We start from the raw sequence: 18,335 nt of genomic DNA, 5'->3' as shown, positions 1-18,335 counted from the left end.
ACATGCGCAATGAAGAACAACTGGCCCTGGTCCAACGCTTCGTCCGCTTGCCGCTGGCGCAGCGCACGGCCTTTCTGGAAAAGCTCGCGGCCAAGGGCATGAGCCTGGCGCAGCTGCCGATCCCGGCGGTCAGTGAAGGGGCGCGGTGCCTGCCGCTGTCTTATGCGCAACAGCGCCAGTGGTTCCTGTGGAAGTACGAGCCTTCCAGTTCGGCCTACCACATTCCGGTTGCCCTGCGCCTGCACGGGACGCTCGACATCGACGCGCTGCAGGCGGCCTTCAACGACCTGCTGGCCCGCCACAATGCCTTGCGCACCCGCTTCGTCGAGGACCAGGGGCGCGCGCAGCAGGTGATCGAGGAGCGCCTGGAGCTGTCGATCGAGCGCAGCGAGGGCGACCTTGCCGATGCCGAAGCAACCCAGGCCTTCGTCGAGTCACAGACCCGGCGTTTGTTCGATCTGGAGGCGGGCCCGTTGCTGCGGGTGCACCTGCGCACCCTGGGGGCCGAAGAGCACCTGCTGGTGCTGACGGTGCATCACATCGTCGCCGATGGCGCCTCGATGCCGGTGCTGGTACGTGAGTTGAGCGCCTGCTACGAAGCGCGTTGCGCAGGGCAGGTCGCCCGGCTGGCGGCGCTGCCGATCCAGTACGGCGACTATGCCTTCTGGCAACGCAGCTGGATGGAAGCCGGCGAACAGCAGCGCCAGCTGGCGTACTGGTGCGAGCAACTGGGGGGCGAGCAGCCGGTGCTGGAACTGCCCTTCGACCGTGCCCGGCCCCTGACCCGCAACGGCCAGGGCGACAGCCGCACCCTTGAGCTTGCGCCTGAACTGCTGGCCGGTCTGCGGCAACTGGCGCAGCGCCAGGGCGTGAGCTTGTTCGTGCTGATGATGGCGGCGTTGCAGACGCTTCTGCATCGCTACAGCGGCCAGGACGAGATTCGTGTCGGCGTGCCGTTCGCCAACCGTAGCCGGGTGGAAACCCAGGGGCTGGTCGGCTTCTTCGTCAACACCCAGATCCTGCGTGGGCGCTTCGATGCCCAGGCGAGCTTCAATGAACTGCTGGCGCAGATGGGCAAGACCGCCACCGAGGCGCAGCGCTACCAGGACCTGCCGTTCGACCTGCTGGTCGACGCCTTGCAACCGGAGCGCAGCACAAGCCACAACCCGCTGTTCCAGGTCATGTTCAACTACCAGCATGACCAGGCCGCCGGCGCCAGTGGCCGTCGCTTCTCGGGGCTGCGCATCGAGGGGCTGGCGTGGCAGAACCGCTCGGCGCAGTTCGACCTGAGCCTGGATATCGTCGAGGCCGAGGCGTCGCTGCAGGCCTCCTTCATCTACGCCACCGATGTGTTCGACGCCGATACCATCGAACGCCTGTCGGGACACTGGCAAGGCTTGCTGCGCGCCATCGTCGCCGAGCCGGGGTGCCGCATCGCTGAGTTGCCAATGCTGTCGGAGCAGGAGCGTCAGACGATTGTCCAGCGCCTGAACCCGGTCACCGTCAGCCATGCCAGCCCGCGTTGCCTGCATGAGCAGATCGCCGAACAGGCGGCGCGTACGCCGCAAGCGATTGCTTTGGTGTATGAAGGTCAACGCCTGAGTTATGGCGAACTGAACGCCCGCGCCAACCGTCTGGCTAATCGCCTGATCGCTGCCGGCGTCGGCCCGGAGAGCCGCGTGGGCCTGGCCGCCGAGCGTTCGCTGGAACTGGTGGTCGGCCTGTTGGCGATCCTCAAGGCCGGCGGCGCCTATGTGCCGCTGGACCCGATGTACCCGGCGCAGCGGCTGGAGTACATGATCGAGGACAGCGGCATCAGCCTGCTGCTGACCCAGGCGCACCTGCAACTACCGGCGTTCTCCGGTCCGACCCTGAATCTGGACGAAGCGCTGGACAGCTACAGCGATGCCGACCCGCAGGTGAGCATGACCCCGGCCAACCTGGCCTACATCATCTACACCTCGGGCTCGACCGGGCAGCCGAAGGGCGCCTTGCTCAGCCACCACAACGTGCGGCGCCTGTTCGCCGCTACCGAGCAGTGGTTCAGCTTCGACCACACCGATACCTGGACCCTGTTCCATTCCTACGCCTTCGACTTCTCGGTGTGGGAGATCTTCGGCGCGCTGCTGCACGGTGGTCGCCTGGTGATCGTGCCGTATCTGGTCAGCCGCTCGCCGGAAGACTTCCATCAACTGCTGATCGACGAGCAGGTAACGGTGCTGAACCAGACGCCATCGGCGTTCCGCCAGCTGATGCATGTGGCCTGTGCCGAATCGCGTGAACACAGCCTGCGTGCGGTGGTATTCGGCGGCGAGGCGCTGGACGTGCAGGGCCTGCGTCCCTGGTTCGAGCGCTTCGGCGATGCGCCGACACGGCTGATCAACATGTACGGCATCACCGAAACCACGGTGCACGTGACCTATCGCCCACTGTCCTGGGCCGACCTCGACAACGGCGCGGCCAGCCCTATTGGCCCGCCGATTCCCGACCTGTCCTGGTATGTGCTGGACGCCGAACTGAACCCGGTGCCGGCCGGTTGCGTCGGTGAGCTGTATGTCGGCCGTGACGGCCTGGCCCGCGGCTACCTGAACCGCGGCGACCTCAGCGGGGCACGCTTCATCCCCGATCCATTCAGTGCGAATGGCGGTCGCCTGTATCGTACCGGCGACCTGGCCCGCTACTGCGCCGATGGTGCGGTGGAATACATCGGGCGCATGGACCAGCAGGTGAAGATCCGCGGCTTCCGGATCGAGCTGGGCGAGATCGAGGCGCGCCTGCAAGCCATGGAGCAGGTGCGTGAGGCGGTGGTGCTGGCCGAGGACGGTCGCCTGCTGGCCTATGTGGTGCCGACGGCGGAGCAGGGTGGCTTGCGAGAAACCCTGCAGGCGCAACTGAAGGCCGACCTACCGGACTACATGGTCCCGGCGCACTGGCAATTCCTTGAAACGCTGCCGCTGACCGCCAACGGCAAGCTCGACCGCAAGGCCCTGCCACGTCCGGAGGCGGCGCAGGCCCAACAGGCCTACGTGGCCCCGGTCGGCGAGATCGAGCAGCAACTGGCGGCGATCTGGCAGGAGGTGCTGGGCATCGAGCAGGTCGGCGTCAACGACAACTTCTTCGAACTGGGCGGCGACTCGATCGTCTCCATCCAGGTGGTCAGCCGCGCCCGCCAGGCTGGTATCCGCTTCACCCCCAAGGACCTGTTCCAGCACCAGACCGTGCAGGGCCTGGCTGCCGTGGCACAGACCGGCGAAGTCGCGCAGATCGTCCAGGCCGCAGCCGAAGGTGAGCTGGCGCTACTGCCGATCCAGCAGCAGTTCTTCGAAAACGTAGTCAGCACCCGCCATCACTACAACCAGTCGGTGCTGTTGCAGCCACGTGAAGCCTTGAGCGTGACGGCACTGGAAGCGGCCCTGGCTGCTTTGTGGAACCATCACGACGCCCTGCGCCTGCGCTTCAATGAAACCGCCGATGGCTGGCAGGGGCGGTACAGCGATGCTGCAGCGCCAAGCGACCTGTTGTGGCAAGTCAGTGTGACCGATGCCCGTGGCATCGAAGCCGAAGGCGAACTGGCCCAGCGCAGCCTCGACCTGGCCGGCGGTCCGCTGCTGCGGGCGGTGCTGATGAACCTCGCGGACGGCGGCCAGCGCCTGTTGCTGGTAGTCCACCACCTGGCGGTGGATGGCGTGTCATGGCGGATCCTGCTGGAGGATCTGCAAAGCGCCTACGAGCAGGCTTGTGCTGGAAAATCACCGGTATTGCCGGCGCGCACCAGCTCGGTGAAAGCCTGGGCCGAACGCTTGCAACAGTATGCCCGCGAAGGCGCACTGGCCGACGAACTGGCCTACTGGACCGCCCAGCTTGAGGTCGCGCCAGGCGCCTGGCCACACTGCAACCCCCAGGGCGCCCTGGACAAATGCCATGCCGCCAGCGTCGATACCCACCTTGACGCCCAGGCCACGCGCCAGTTGCTCAAGGAGGCCCCGGCGGCCTACCGTACCCAGGTCAACGACCTGCTGCTGACCGCCCTGGCCCGGGTCATCGGGCAATGGACTGGCAACCCGCACACCCTGTTGCAACTGGAAGGCCACGGCCGCGAAGACCTGTTCGACGATATCGACCTGACCCGCACCGTCGGCTGGTTCACCAGCCTGTTCCCGCTGCGCCTGAGCGTGGCCGATGACCTGCGCGGCTCGATCCTGCAGGTCAAGGAGCAACTGCGCGCATTGCCGAACAAGGGCATCGGCTATGGCGTGTTGCGTCACCTGGGCAGCGCCGAGCAGCAAGCCGCCTTGCGCGACCTGCCGCAGCCACGGATCACCTTCAACTACCTGGGCCAGTTCGACGCCAGTTTCGACGGCGCGGAAAAAGCCCTGCTGCGTCCAGCCAGCGAGGCTCGCGGCGCGGAAATCGGCAGTGCGGCGCACCTGGGCAACTGGTTGTCGATCAATGGCCAGGTCTACGGCGGCGAGCTGACCCTGAGCTGGACCTTCAGCCGCGAGATGTTCAGCCAGGACACGGTGCAACAGTTGGCCGATGCCTATGCGGCCGAGTTGCGCGCGCTGGTCGCGCACTGCTGTGACGCGAGCCAGGGCGGTGTGTCGCCTTCGGATTTCCCGCTGGCCCGCTTGACCCAGCTGCTGCTGGACAGACTGCCGCTACCGGCGCGGGCGATCGACGACCTCTATCCGCTGTCGCCAATGCAGCAAGGCATGCTGTTCCATTCGCTGTACGAACAGGCCGCTGGCGACTACATCAACCAGGTGCGCGTGGATATCCACGGCCTCGATCCGCAGCGTTTCCAGCAGGCCTGGCAGGCCGCCGTCGACCGCCACGACATCCTGCGCACCGGCTTTGTCTGGGAGGGGCTGGAGCAACCGCTGCAAGTGGTGCGCAAGCAGGCCAGCGTAGCCTTCGAACTGATCGAGGCGCCGGGCCTGGACGAAGCGGGGTTGGTCTCCCTGGCCCAGGCGCAGAAGCAGGGCCTGGACCTGGGCGGCGATGCACTGTTGCGCCTGTTGCTGGTGCGCACCGGCGAGCACACCCATCACCTGGTCTACACCCATCACCACATCCTCATGGACGGCTGGAGCAACGCCCAGTTGCTGGGTGAGGTGCTGCAGCACTACCACGGCCATGCCGTACCGGGCAGCAGCGGTCGTTACCGCGATTACCTGGCCTGGCTGCAACGCCGCGACGGTGAGGCGGCCCGCCGCTTCTGGCAGGCGCAGCTCGGCCCCCTGGACGAGCCGGTGAAACTGGCCGAGGCGCTGGCGCCGGAAGGCGCGGGCGAGGGGCAGGGTGATCGGGTGCATCAGGCCAGCGAGCAATTGTTCCAACAGCTGCAGCAGTTCGCCCGGCGCACCCGCGTCACCCTCAACACCGTGGTGCAAGGCGCCTGGCTTTTGCTGTTGCAGCGCTACACCGGCAAATCCAGCGTGGCCTTCGGCGCCACGGTGGCCGGGCGACCGACCGAGCTCAACGGCATCGAGCAGCAGATCGGGCTGTTCATCAACACCTTGCCGATCATCGACCAGCCTGCGGCCGAACTGGGCGTGCAGGCCTGGCTGGAACGCCTGCAGAACCTCAACCTGGCCTTGCGCGAGTACGAGCACACACCGCTGGCGGACCTGCAGCGCTGGGCCGGCCTCAATGGCCAGCCACTGTTCGACACCAACCTGGTGTTCGAGAACTACCCGGTGTCCGAGGCGCTGAACGCCAGCGAGGGTTCCAGCGTCAGCTTCTCCGGCCTGCGCAGCCATGAGCAGAGCAGCTTCCCGCTGACCCTGATCGTCACTTGCGACGATTCGCTACGCCTGCACCTGCGTTACCAGCGCGAAGCGTTCAGCGAGGCGCAGATCGCCACGCTGTTGCTCGACCTCGAACAGTTGCTGCACAGCCTGGTTCACGCCAGCGCCGATACGCCGCTGGGCGAACTGGACATGCTCGGTGCGCGTCGCGAACAGAGCCTGCGCAGGCTCAATCCGGTCACTGTCAGCCATGCCAGCCCGCGTTGCCTGCACGAGCAGATCGCCGAACAGGCGGCGCGTACGCCACAGGCCACGGCCCTGATTTATGAGGGGCAACGCCTGAGCTACGGCGAACTCAACGCCCGCGCCAACCGCCTGGCCCATCGCCTGATCGCCGCCGGCGTCGGCCCGGAAAGCCGCGTGGGCCTGGCCGCCGAGCGTTCGCTGGAACTGGTGGTCGGCCTGCTGGCGATCCTCAAGGCCGGTGGTGCCTATGTGCCGCTGGACCCGATGTACCCGGCGCAGCGGCTGGAATACATGATCCAGGACAGCGGCATCAGCCTGCTGCTGGCCCAGCCGCATCTGCAACTACCGTCGTTCTCTGGTCCGACCCTGAGTCTGGATGATGCTCTGGACGGCTACAGCGACGCCGATCCGCAGGTGAGCATGAGCCCGGCCAACTTGGCCTACATCATCTACACCTCCGGTTCGACCGGGCAGCCGAAAGGCGCCTTGCTCAGCCACCACAACGTGCAGCGCCTGTTCGCCGCCACCGAGCAGTGGTTCAACTTTGGCGCTACCGATACCTGGACCCTGTTCCACTCCTATGCCTTCGACTTCTCGGTGTGGGAGATCTTCGGCGCGCTGCTGCACGGTGGTCGTCTGGTGATCGTGCCGTATCTGGTCAGTCGCTCGCCGGAAGACTTCCATCAACTGCTGATCGACGAGCAGGTCACGGTGCTCAACCAGACGCCGTCGGCATTCCGCCAACTGATGCATGTGGCCTGTGCCGACCCGCGTGAACACAGCCTGCGTGCCGTTGTGTTCGGCGGTGAAGCGCTGGATGTGCAGGGACTGCGTCCCTGGTTCGAACGTTTCGGCGAGGCGCCGACGCGGCTGATCAACATGTACGGCATCACCGAAACTACGGTGCACGTGACCTACCGGCCGCTGTCCTGGGCGGATCTGGACAATGGCGCGGCCAGCCCTATTGGCCTGCCGATTCCCGACCTGTCCTGGTATGTGCTGGACGCCGAACTGAATCCGGTGCCGACCGGTTGCGTCGGTGAGCTGTATGTCGGCCGTGACGGCCTGGCCCGGGGTTACCTGAACCGGGGCGACCTCAGCGGGGCACGCTTCATCCCCGACCCGTTCGGCGGCAACGGTGGCCGCCTGTACCGCACCGGCGACCTGGCCCGCTACTGCGCCGATGGCGCGGTGGAGTACATCGGGCGCATGGACCAGCAGGTGAAGATCCGCGGCTTCCGGATCGAACTGGGCGAGATCGAGGCCCGTCTGCAAGCCATGGAGGAGGTTCGCGAAGCCGTGGTGCTGGCCGAAGACGGCCGCCTGCTGGCCTATGTGGTACCGACGGTGGCGCAGGTCGGTCTGCGCGAAGTGCTGCAAGCGCAACTCAAGGCCGACCTGCCGGACTACATGGTCCCGGCGCACTGGCAGTTCCTCGACATGCTGCCGCTGACCGCCAACGGCAAGCTCGACCGCAAGGCTCTGCCGCGCCCGGAGGCGGCGCAGGCCCAGCAGGCCTACGTGGCCCCGGTTGGCGAAATCGAACAGCAACTGGCAAGCATCTGGCGGGACGTGCTGGGCATCGAGCAGGTCGGCGTCAACGACAACTTCTTCGAGCTGGGCGGCGATTCCATCGTCTCCATCCAGGTGGTCAGTCGCGCCCGCCATGCCGGTATCCGCTTCACCCCCAAGGACCTGTTCCAGCACCAGACTGTGCAGGGCCTGGCTGCCGTGGCACAGACCGGCGAAGTCGCGCAGATCGTCCAGGCCGCAGCCGAAGGTGAGCTGGCGCTACTGCCGATCCAGCAGCAGTTCTTCGAAAACGTAGTCAGCAACCGACATCACTTCAACCAGTCGGTACTCCTGCAGCCGCGTGACGCTCTGCAGGTGCCGGCGCTGGAAACCGCCCTGGCGGCCCTGTGGAACCACCACGACGCCCTGCGCCTGCGCTTCAATGAAGCCGCCGATGGCTGGCGTGGTCGCTACAGCGATGCTGCCGCACCTACCGACCTGCTATGGCAGGTCAGCGTCGCCGATGCCCGGGGTATTGAAGCCGAAGGCGAACTGGCCCAGCGCAGCCTCGACCTGGCTGGCGGTCCGCTGCTGCGGGCGGTGCTGATGAACCTCGCCGACGGCGGCCAGCGCCTGTTGCTGGTGGTCCACCACCTGGCGGTGGATGGCGTGTCGTGGCGGATCCTGCTGGAAGACCTGCAAAGCGCCTACGAACAAGCCTGCGCCGGCAAGGCACCAGCCCTGCCACCGCGCACCAGCTCGGTCAAAGCCTGGGCCGAACGCCTGCAGCAGTATGCCCGCGAAGGCGCGTTGCAAGCGGAGCTCGATTACTGGCTTGCCCAGGCGCAGGACGTCGACACCGCGCTGCCCTGCGAGCAGCCGGACGCCGGCCTGCAGATCCGCCATGCCGCCAGCGTGCAGAGTCGCCTGGATGCCCATCTCACTGGCCAGTTGCTGCAGGACGCCCCGGCGGCCTACCGCACCCAGGTCAACGACCTGCTGCTGACCGCCCTGGGCCGGGTGATCGCGCGCTGGACCGGGCGTGACGAGGTCATGGTGCAACTGGAAGGGCACGGTCGCGAAGACCTGTTCGACGCTATCGACCTGACCCGCACCGTCGGCTGGTTCACCAGCCTGTTTCCTGTGCGCCTGAGCGTGGGCGACGACCTGCGCGGCTCGATCCTGCAGGTCAAGGAGCGCCTGCGCGCCGTACCGAACAAAGGCATCGGCTACGGCGTGCTGCGTCACCTGGGCAGCGCCGAACAGCAGGCCGCCCTGGGCGCTCTGCAACAGCCACGGATCACCTTCAACTACCTGGGGCAGTTCGACAGCAGCTTCCAGGGTCAGGCCGGCGCGTTCATGCCGGCCAGCGAAGCCCATGGCCTGGAGGTCGGCGACGAGGCGCCGCTGGGCAACTGGCTGTCGGTCAATGGCCAGGTCTTCGGCGGTGAGCTGAGCCTGAGCTGGACCTTCAGTCGCGAGATGTTCAGTGAAGCGACCATTCAGCATCTGGCCGACGCCTATGTCGGCGAGTTGCAGGCACTGGTCGCGCACTGCTGCGACACGGCCCAGGGCGGCGTATCGCCGTCGGACTTCCCGCTGGCCCGCCTGACCCAGCCGCAGCTGGACAAGCTGCCGCTGCCGGCGCGGGCGATCGACGATGTCTACCCGCTGTCGCCGATGCAGCAGGGCATGCTGTTCCATACCTTGTACGAACAGGCCGGTGGCGACTACATCAACCAGGTGCGCCTGGATATCCACGGCCTCGACCCGCAGCGCTTCCAGCAAGCCTGGCAGGCGGCGCTCGACCGTCATGACATCCTGCGCACCGGTTTCGTCTGGGAAGGGCTGGAGCTGCCGCTGCAAGTGGTGCGCAAGCAGGTGGAGGTGCCGCTACGTCTGCTCGACGGGCGTGACCAGGCCGATCTTGCGCAGTACCTGGACAGCATCGCCGGGCAGGAACTGCAGGCCGGTTTCGACCTGGCCGTGGCGCCCCTGCTGCGCCTGGTTCTGGTGCGCAGTGCCGCGGATTGCTGGCATGTGATCTACACCAACCACCACATCCTCATGGATGGCTGGAGCAATGCGCGGCTGCTCGGCGAGGTGCTGCAACGCTATGCCGGCGACGAGCCGCCGCGCCCTGGCGGACGCTATCGCGACTACATCGACTGGCTGGCCGTCCAGGATGTCGAGCAGGACCGCCAGTTCTGGCAGCGCGAGCTGGCCGACCTCGGCGAGCCGGCCCTGCTGGTGGCGGCGCTGGGCGGCAAGGCCACCGGTGACAGCGGCTACGCCGAACATCACCTGCGCCTGAGCGCCGAGCAGACCGGGCAACTGGCCGACTACGCCCGTGGCCTCAAGGTGACGGTCAACACCCTGGTGCAAGGCGCCTGGGCGATCCTGCTGCAGCGCTACCTGGGCCGCGAGCAGGTGGTCTTCGGCGCCACGGTGGCCGGGCGACCGACCGAACTGCACGGGGTCGAGGAGCAGATCGGGCTGTTCATCAACAGCCTGCCGGTGCGTTTCGGCCACAGTGCCACCACGCCGCTGCGCCAGTGCCTGGTCGAGTTGCAGGCGCGTAACCTGAGCCTGCGCGAGCACGAGCATTCGCCGCTGTTCGATATCCAGCGCTGGGCCGGGCAGGGCGGCGAGGCGCTGTTCGACACCTTGATGGTGTTCGAGAACTACCCGGTGTCCCAGGCCCTGGCCGCTGGTACGCCCGGTGGCTTGCGCTTCGGTGAGGTCGCCAACCGCGAACAGAGCCACTACCCGCTGACGCTGGTGGTTGGGCTCAGCGATCGCTTGTCGGTGGAGCTGCGCTATGACCGCGCCTGCTTTACCGATGCCGTGCTGGAGAATCTCGCCAGACAGCTGGGCAACCTGCTGATGGCCATGGTGCGCGCCGACGCCGGGACACTGGTCGGCCAGCTCGAAATGCTCGGCGATCAGCGTCAGGCTTTGATCGAGGCGATGAATCCGGCACGGATCAGCTACGATACCCGGGCCTGCCTGCACGAGCAGATCGCCGAGCAGGCGGCGCGTACGCCGCAAGCCACGGCCCTGGTGTATGAGGGCCAGCGCCTGAGCTACGGCGAACTCAACGCCCGCGCCAACCGCCTGGCCCATCGCCTGATCGCCGCTGGCGTCGGTCCGGAAAGCCGCGTGGGCCTGGCCGCCGAGCGTTCGCTGGAACTGGTGGTCGGCCTGCTGGCAATTCTCAAGGCTGGCGGCGCCTATGTGCCGCTGGACCCGATGTACCCGGCCCAGCGGCTGGAATACATGATCGAGGACAGCGGCATCAGCCTGCTGCTGACCCAGGCGCACCTGCAATTGCCGGCGTTCAGCGGCCCGACCCTGAACCTGGACGAGGCACTGGACGGCTACAGCGAGGCCGATCCGCAGGTGAACATGAGCCCGGCCAACCTGGCCTACATCATCTACACCTCGGGCTCGACCGGGCAGCCGAAGGGTGCCTTGCTCAGCCATCACAATGTGCAACGGCTGTTTGCCGCTACCGAGCAGTGGTTCAACTTCGGTGCTACCGATACCTGGACCCTGTTCCACTCCTATGCCTTCGACTTCTCGGTCTGGGAGATCTTCGGCGCGTTGTTGCACGGTGGCCGCCTGGTGATCGTGCCGTATCTGGTCAGCCGCTCGCCGGAAGACTTCCATCAGCTGCTGATCGACGAGCAGGTGACGGTGCTCAACCAGACGCCATCGGCGTTCCGCCAACTGATGCATATGGCCTGCGCCGACCCGCGTGAGCACTCGCTGCGTGCGGTGGTGTTCGGTGGCGAGGCACTGGACGTGCAGGGCCTGCGCCCGTGGTTCGAGCGCTTCGGCGATGTGCCGACGCGGCTGATCAACATGTACGGCATCACCGAAACCACGGTGCACGTGACCTACCGACCGCTGTCCTGGGCCGACCTCGACAACGGCGCGGCCAGCCCCATCGGCCTGCCGATCCCCGACCTGTCCTGGTATGTGCTGGATGCCGATCTGAACCCGGTGCCGGCCGGCTGCGTCGGTGAACTGTATGTCGGCCGCGACGGCCTGGCCCGGGGCTACCTGAACCGGGGCGACCTCAGCGCTGCGCGCTTCCTTCCCGATCCGTTCGGCGGCAGCGGCGGCCGCCTGTACCGCACCGGCGACCTGGCCCGCTACTGCGCCGATGGCGCGGTGGAGTACATCGGCCGCATGGACCAGCAGGTGAAGATCCGTGGCTTCCGCATCGAACTGGGCGAGATCGAAGCCCGCCTGCAAGCCATGGAACAGGTGCGCGAAGCCGTGGTACTGGCCGAGGACGGCCGCCTGCTGGCCTATGTGGTGCCGACGGTGGAGCAGGGCGGCTTGCGCGAAGTGCTGCAGGCGCAGCTCAAGGCCGACCTGCCGGACTACATGGTCCCGGCCCACTGGCAATTCCTTGAAACGCTGCCCCTGACCGCCAACGGCAAGCTCGACCGCAAGGCCTTGCCACGCCCGGAGGTGGCGCAGGCACAGCAAGCTTACGTGGCCCCGGTCGGCGAAATCGAGCAGCAACTGGCAGCCATCTGGCAGGACGTGCTGGGCGTCGAGCAGGTCGGTCGCACTGATCACTTCTTCGAACTCGGCGGCCATTCGCTGCTGGCGACCCAGGTGGTTGCCCGCTGCCGCGACAGCCTGCCGCTGGCGGTGCAGTTGCGCGACCTGTTCGACCATCCGCAACTGGCGGACCTGGCCGCGCACGTGATGGCGCAACAGGCAGCGCAGGCCGGACATTACCCACGTCTGCAACCGCGGGCCTTCGTCGACCAGGCGCCGCTCTCACTGGCCCAGCGCCGGCTGTGGGTGGTCGAGCAACTGGCCGGTGGCAGCGCCGCCTACGGCATGCCGCTGGCCCTGCGCCTGCACGGCGAGCTGTCGGTCGAGCACCTGCTGCACAGCCTGGCGCTGATCGTCGAGCGTCATGACGTGCTGCGCACCGCCTACCTGCAGGATGACGAGGGCGATCCGCTGGCGTTGATCCATCCGCATATCGACCTGAATGTGCCGCTGGTCGACCTCCAGGCGCTGGACCGCGCGCAACAGGAAGCCCAGGTGGCCGCAGCGGCCCTGGCCAACGCCAGCCTGGCCATCGACCTGCAGCAGGCGCCGCTGTGGCGTGCGCGGATCCTGCGCCTGGCGGCCGATGAGCATGTGCTGCTGTTCTCCATGCACCACATCATCTCCGATGGCTGGTCCATGGGTGTGCTGGTCAACGAACTGGTGACGCTCTACGCCCAGCTGCAACAAGGCCAGGCGCCGCAACTGGCGCCGCTGCCGATCCAGTATGCCGACTACGCGTACTGGCAGACGCAGTTGCAGGCCAGCGGCGTGCTCGGCCAGCAGGCCGACTACTGGCGCCAGCGCCTGGCAGGTTGTTCCGGTCAACTGGCCTTGCCGCTGGACTTCCCGCGGCCGGCTCGCGCCAGCCAGCAAGGCGGGCTGGTGTCGTTCGAACTGCCGGCAGCGTTGAGCCAGCGCATCCAGGCCATGGCCCGCGAGGCCGGGGTGACGCCTTATGTGGCGTTGCTCACGGCATTCAGCCTGTTCCTGCACCGCCTGTGCGGCAGCGACGACCTGGTCATCGGCGCCGACATCGCCGGTCGTCATCAACCGGAGCTGGAGGGGCTGATCGGCTTCTTCGTCAACGTCCTGCCGCTGCGCTCGCAGTTCCCGGCCTCGGCCAGCTACCGCGAGCGCCTGGCGGCGATGCGCGGCGTCACTCTCGATGCCCTCGAACACCAGGACCTGCCGTTCGACCAGATCGTCGAGGCGGCCGGCACGCCGCGCCTGGCGGGCATGAATCCGCTGGTGCAGGTGCTGTTCGTGATGAACAACCTGCCGGCCCGGGCCACGCGCCTGAGCGGTATCGAGGTGGAAGAACTGCCGCTGACCCAGGTGCACAGCAAGTTCGACATGGCGCTGTTCATGAGCGAGCAGGGCGAGGGCCTGAGCGGCACCTGGCAGTACGCGGCAACGCTGTTCAAACAAGAAACCATTGAAGCCTTCGTGAAGGCCTGGATCGCCATCCTTGAACAGATTACTGCCGATCAGGCAGTCACAGTGGGAGATATCGACATGGCCCTAGCCGCCAGTGCAGTGCCACCGGATAACCCGGGCAAGAAGGATAAACTCGGCAAGTTCCTCTCCAAGGGCAAGAGCGCTGCCGCTCCTGTCGCCGCCAGTGTGCGCGAGTATCCGCTCCTGGCAGGGCAGCGCTTTCCGCTGGTGATCGAGCCGCTTGATCCCGGGGTCGACCTGGTGCAGTGGGTCCATGCGCATCGCGAGGCCATCGAACGCCAGCTGGTCGAGCATGCCGGCATTCTGTTCCGCGGCTTCGAGGTCAATGGCATCGAGGGCTTCGAAGCCTTCGCCGAGGCGGTGCAGCCGGGGCTGTACGGGCAGTACGGCGACCTGCCGAAGAAGGAGGGTGGCAAGAACACCTACCGCTCCACGCCGTACCCCGAGCAGAAGATGATCCTGTTCCACAACGAGAGCTCGCACCAGGACCGCTGGCCGCGCAAGCAGATGTTCTACTGCGAGCTGCCGTCGCCGGTGGGCGGCGCCACGCCGGTGGTCGATTGCCGGGACATGTACCGCAGGTTGCCGGAGCCGCTGCGCCAGACCCTGGAGGACAAGGGCCTGCTCTACGTGCGTACCTTCACCGGCAACCTCGATGTGCCGTGGCAGCATTTCTTCAAGACCGAGGACCGCGCCGAGGTCGAGGTGCGCTGCCGTGACAGCGGCATCCAGTGGTCGTGGCTGGAAGACGACGCCCTGCAGATCCGCACCTGGTGCCCGGCGATCATCCGCCATCCACACACCGGCGAGCATTCGTTCTTCAACCAGGTACAGCTGCATCACCCGTTCTGGCTCGACGCCGACGTGCGCGACGATTTGTTGGCCCTGTTCGGTAATGATCGCCTGCCGCGAAACGTTTACTACGGAGATGGCAGCCCGATTGCCGAATCCGACCTGCAGTTGATCGGCGAACTGTACGAAGCCTGTGCGGTGCGTTTCGACTGGAGGAAGGGCGACATCATTCTGCTGGACAACATGCTCGTGGCCCACGCCCGCGACCCATACCAGGGGCCGCGCAAGATCGTGGTCGCCATGGGTGACATGGTGGAGCGCACAAGCCTGGCCCTGGCGCGGGTGAACGATCCATCGCCGGACAAGGAGACAATCGACGCATGAGCACATTGCAACCGCAGGCCGTTGACACCGGTATGGTGCTGAGCCCGCAGCAGGCTGCGCGCCTGCCGCAAGGGCCGGCCACCTGGGCGACGGCGGCGCATACCCTGGTGTTGAATATCGCCGGCACGCCAGATGCGGCGCGGCTGCAGCAGGCCCTGGCCCAGGTGCTGGGCAATCAGCCGGCGCTGGGGCTGCGCCTGAAAGAGGTGGCTGGTTACCGTGGTTTGCGCCAGTGCTTCCAGCCGGTAGACGTGACGCCGCTGCAGTGGCAGGAGGGCCAGGTCGATGAGGTGGGCCTGCAGGCCTGGTTGCAGCAACCGTTCGACATCCACAAGCCGCTGCTGCGCATCGGCGCCTGGCGTGGGGCGCAAGGTGTAGTGCTGGTACTGGCGGTCGCCGCTTGCGCATGCGACGTGGCGAGCCTGGCGCTGCTCTATCGTCAGTTGCGGGCTGCTTATGTGCAGGGAGGCACCCTGGAAGAACATGAGGCCAGTTTCAGCCAGTATCTGGAATGGCGTGCCGAAGTTGCCCAGGACGAAGATGCCGACACGGCCCGGCACTGGTGGCAGCAGCAGGTGGGGCAGGCGCAGGCGAGCGACGGACTGGCCATGGCCGAGGCCCGGGGTGCCGACGCGTTGGTGAGCCTTGGCGGAATCGGTGGCATTGCCGAACTGGCGGCGAGCCTTGCCCAGTCGCCCCAGCGGGTGCTGCAGGCTGCCTGGTATTGGCTGCTGGCCCGGGTCAGCGGGCGGATGGCGTTCACCGTCGCCTGGCAGCATGACGGCCGTGAAGACTATGACTACTTCGCCGACTGCGCCGGTGTGTTCAGCCAGGTCCTGCCCTTGAACCTGCGGATCGATGCCGGGGAGTCCTTCGCCGCCTGGCTGGCGCGCCTGGGCAATGAGCTGGATGAACAGATCACCTGGCAGGAGTACTGCCCGGCGGCGACCAGCGCCTTGTGGCAACCGTTCCGCTATCAGGTGCAGCCCGCAGCCGGGCAGGGCTGGGATGCCCGCTTGCTTGCAGCCCAGGTTGATACACCGGGTCTGAGCCTGCAGGCGGTGATCGACGACGCAGGCCAGTTGCTCGAACTGAACCTGGATTACCCGCAGTCCTGCGCAACGCCTGGCGCCATGCAAGCGTTGCTGGAGCAGTACCGGACCTTGCTTGAACAGTTGATCGAACAGCCACAGGCACGCTTCGACGCCCTGCGCCTGCTGAGCGCCGATGAGCAGCAGCGCCTGCTGGCGCACGCCAGCGCCGGGCCCCTTGCGCGCGCCGCCGTGCTGTTGCCCCGGGCCATCGCCGAACAGGCCCGCCTGCAACCGCAGGCCGTGGCGCTGGCGGAGGGTGATCGGCAGTGGTCCTATGGCCAGTTGCTGGAGCAGGCCGGGCGGGTGGCGGCGTACCTGCAGGCGGCCGGGGTGGTGCGCGGCGACCGCGTGGCCCTGGCATTGCCGCGCAGTGCCGAGTGGATCATCGCCATGCTCGCCAGCTGGCAATGCGGTGCAGCCTACGTCGCCCTGGACCGGCAGTGGCCGGTGCAGCGCCAGGTGCAGATCATCGAACAGGCAGGCGTGCGTTGTGTGCTCGGCGATGCCCAGGCGATCGCCAGCGTGACCCGGACGCCGGCGCCGGTACTCGACCTCGGACAGGCTCTGCACTGTGAAAGTCCGCTGCAGCCGGTCGAGGTGCAAGGTGGTGATGCGGCTTATGTGTTGTTCACCTCTGGCTCGTCGGGTACGCCCAAGGGCGTGGTGATCGAGCACCGGCAACTGGCCAACTATGTGGCCGCGGCCGGCGAGGCCCTGGAGCTGGAACAGTGCCGTCACTTTGCCTTCGGCTCCAGCGTGGCCGCTGATCTGGGGCATACCAGCCTGTTCGGCGCGCTGTACCAGGGGGCGACGCTGCACGTCGCCGACGACACCATCATGCAGGATGGCGATGCCTTTGCCCGCTTCATCGGCGAACAGGGTATCGACTGCCTGAAGATCGTTCCGTCGCACCTGGCCGCCTTGCTCGAGGCCCGTTCGCCGGTGTTGCCGCAGACCCTGGTGCTCGGCGGCGAGGCGCCCAGCCCGGCCCTGCTCGAACGCATCCTGCAACTGCGTCCGCAACTGCGGTTGTTCAACCACTATGGTCCGACCGAAACCACCGTGGGGGTGATGATTCACCGCATCACCAGCGCCGAGGGCCAGGTGCCGCTGACCCGGGTGCTGGCCAACAACCGGGTGTATGTGCTGGATGAGCAGCGGCGCTTGCTGCCCAGTGGCATCGACGGTGAGCTGTACATCGGTGGCGCGCAGTTGAGCGGAGGTTACCTGAACCTGGCCGAGCAGACCGCCCAGGTGTTCATCGACGACCCGTTCAACCCGGGGCAGCGCCTGTACCGCAGCGGTGACCGGGCGCGGTACCGGGCTGAAGGCGGGATTGTCCTGCTGGGGCGTGTCGACCAGCAGATCAAGGTGCGCGGGATTCGGGTCGAGCCTGCAGAGATCGAGCAGTGCCTGCGTGAGCACGGGCAGGTCGGCGACGCCCTGGTGCTGGCGCATCAGGACGAGTTGCTGGCGTTCGTCACCACGCAGGCCGACGACAGCGCTGTGCGGTTGCTGGCGCTGTTGCGCGAACGGCTGCCTGCAGCGTTGGTGCCGACGCGGGTGCTGGTGTTGGCGCAGTGGCCGCGGTTGGTCAACGGCAAGATCGATCGCCAGGCGTTGCTCGGTACCTTGGCGGCGACTGCACAGGGTGAGTCGAGGGAGGCTGCCACGGCGTTGGAGCGCTGGTTGGTCGAGCGCATGGGGCAGTTGCTCGGCGTAACTTCACTGGGTGTCGAGCAGGACTTCTTCGCCGCAGGTGGTCACTCATTGCTGGTGATCAAGTTGGTGGCGGCCGTTCGCAAGTTGTTGCAGTGCGATATTCCGCCGGCCATTGTCTTCGATCATGCCAGCGCTGCCGGGCTGGCGGCGGCTTTGCTCAAGGTGGAGCCGCAGGGTGGGCAGTTCGAGCGCCTGGCTCAGGCGCGTCTGCGTCTGGATGCCATGAGTGAAGAGGAGAGGGCGGCGCTTGTCGCCAAGGCGCGGATGCTCAGGCAGAACCATCCGGGCTGAGTGTCCTTGCTTGGGTGTTGGGGCTGCGAGCTTATCCATTCCCTGTGGTGAGGCTGCCGGCCCCTTCCGCCCTTACGGCGGCCTACTTTTCTCTTGGGAAAAGTAGGCAAAACCGCTTGCTCCTGCATCCGGCCCTACGCTGCGCTCCGGGTCCCCTCGCTCCGGCGCCCTCCGGGGCCACGCGGCCTACGACTTGCTTCGCCAAGTCTACGGCTCGCGTTCTTCGGCTAACGCCGAAGGTGCTGCGCACGGCCCCTCCAGGCACCTCCACTCGGCCTCCTGAAGTCGCATTCTGCGGCGCCTGAAACAACGCGCATGAAGATCAAGAGCAAGAGCAAGGGTAGGAGCGGGCTTGCCCCGCGATGGCGTCAGCCAGGCCGCGCCAACATCTGCCTTCGAAGATGCGCCCGCGCAGGCGCCACCCGTAACTTCGCGACTTCAGGAGGCCGAGCGTAGGTGTCTGGAGGGGGCGGGTGCGCAGCACCCTTCGGCGTAGCCGAAG

The 18,335-nt window shown here is 66.7% G+C and carries 2 protein-coding genes; both read left to right on the top strand.

The annotated features are described in order from the left end of the window. Nucleotides 1-2 precede the first annotated feature (2 nt). Nucleotides 3-14,726: a non-ribosomal peptide synthase/polyketide synthase gene (locus M2D63_RS22040; RefSeq protein WP_285865152.1), complete on the top strand. Its 14,724-nt coding sequence runs from the start codon at nucleotides 3-5 to the stop codon at nucleotides 14,724-14,726. Beyond that, nucleotides 14,723-17,833 carry an amino acid adenylation domain-containing protein gene (locus M2D63_RS22035; RefSeq protein ID WP_285865151.1) on the top strand — a complete coding sequence of 1,037 codons (3,111 nt, stop codon included), beginning with the start codon at nucleotides 14,723-14,725 and terminating at the stop codon, nucleotides 17,831-17,833. The genes M2D63_RS22040 and M2D63_RS22035 overlap by 4 nt, the downstream gene beginning before the upstream one ends. Nucleotides 17,834-18,335: the final 502 nt, after the last annotated feature.

The sequence above is a fragment of the Pseudomonas sp. BJa5 genome (assembly GCF_030272875.2).
Classification (GTDB): Bacteria; Pseudomonadota; Gammaproteobacteria; order Pseudomonadales; family Pseudomonadaceae; genus Aquipseudomonas.
The sequence above is the reverse complement of the archived record's forward strand: the minus strand, read 5'-3'. Positions and strand labels throughout refer to the sequence as shown.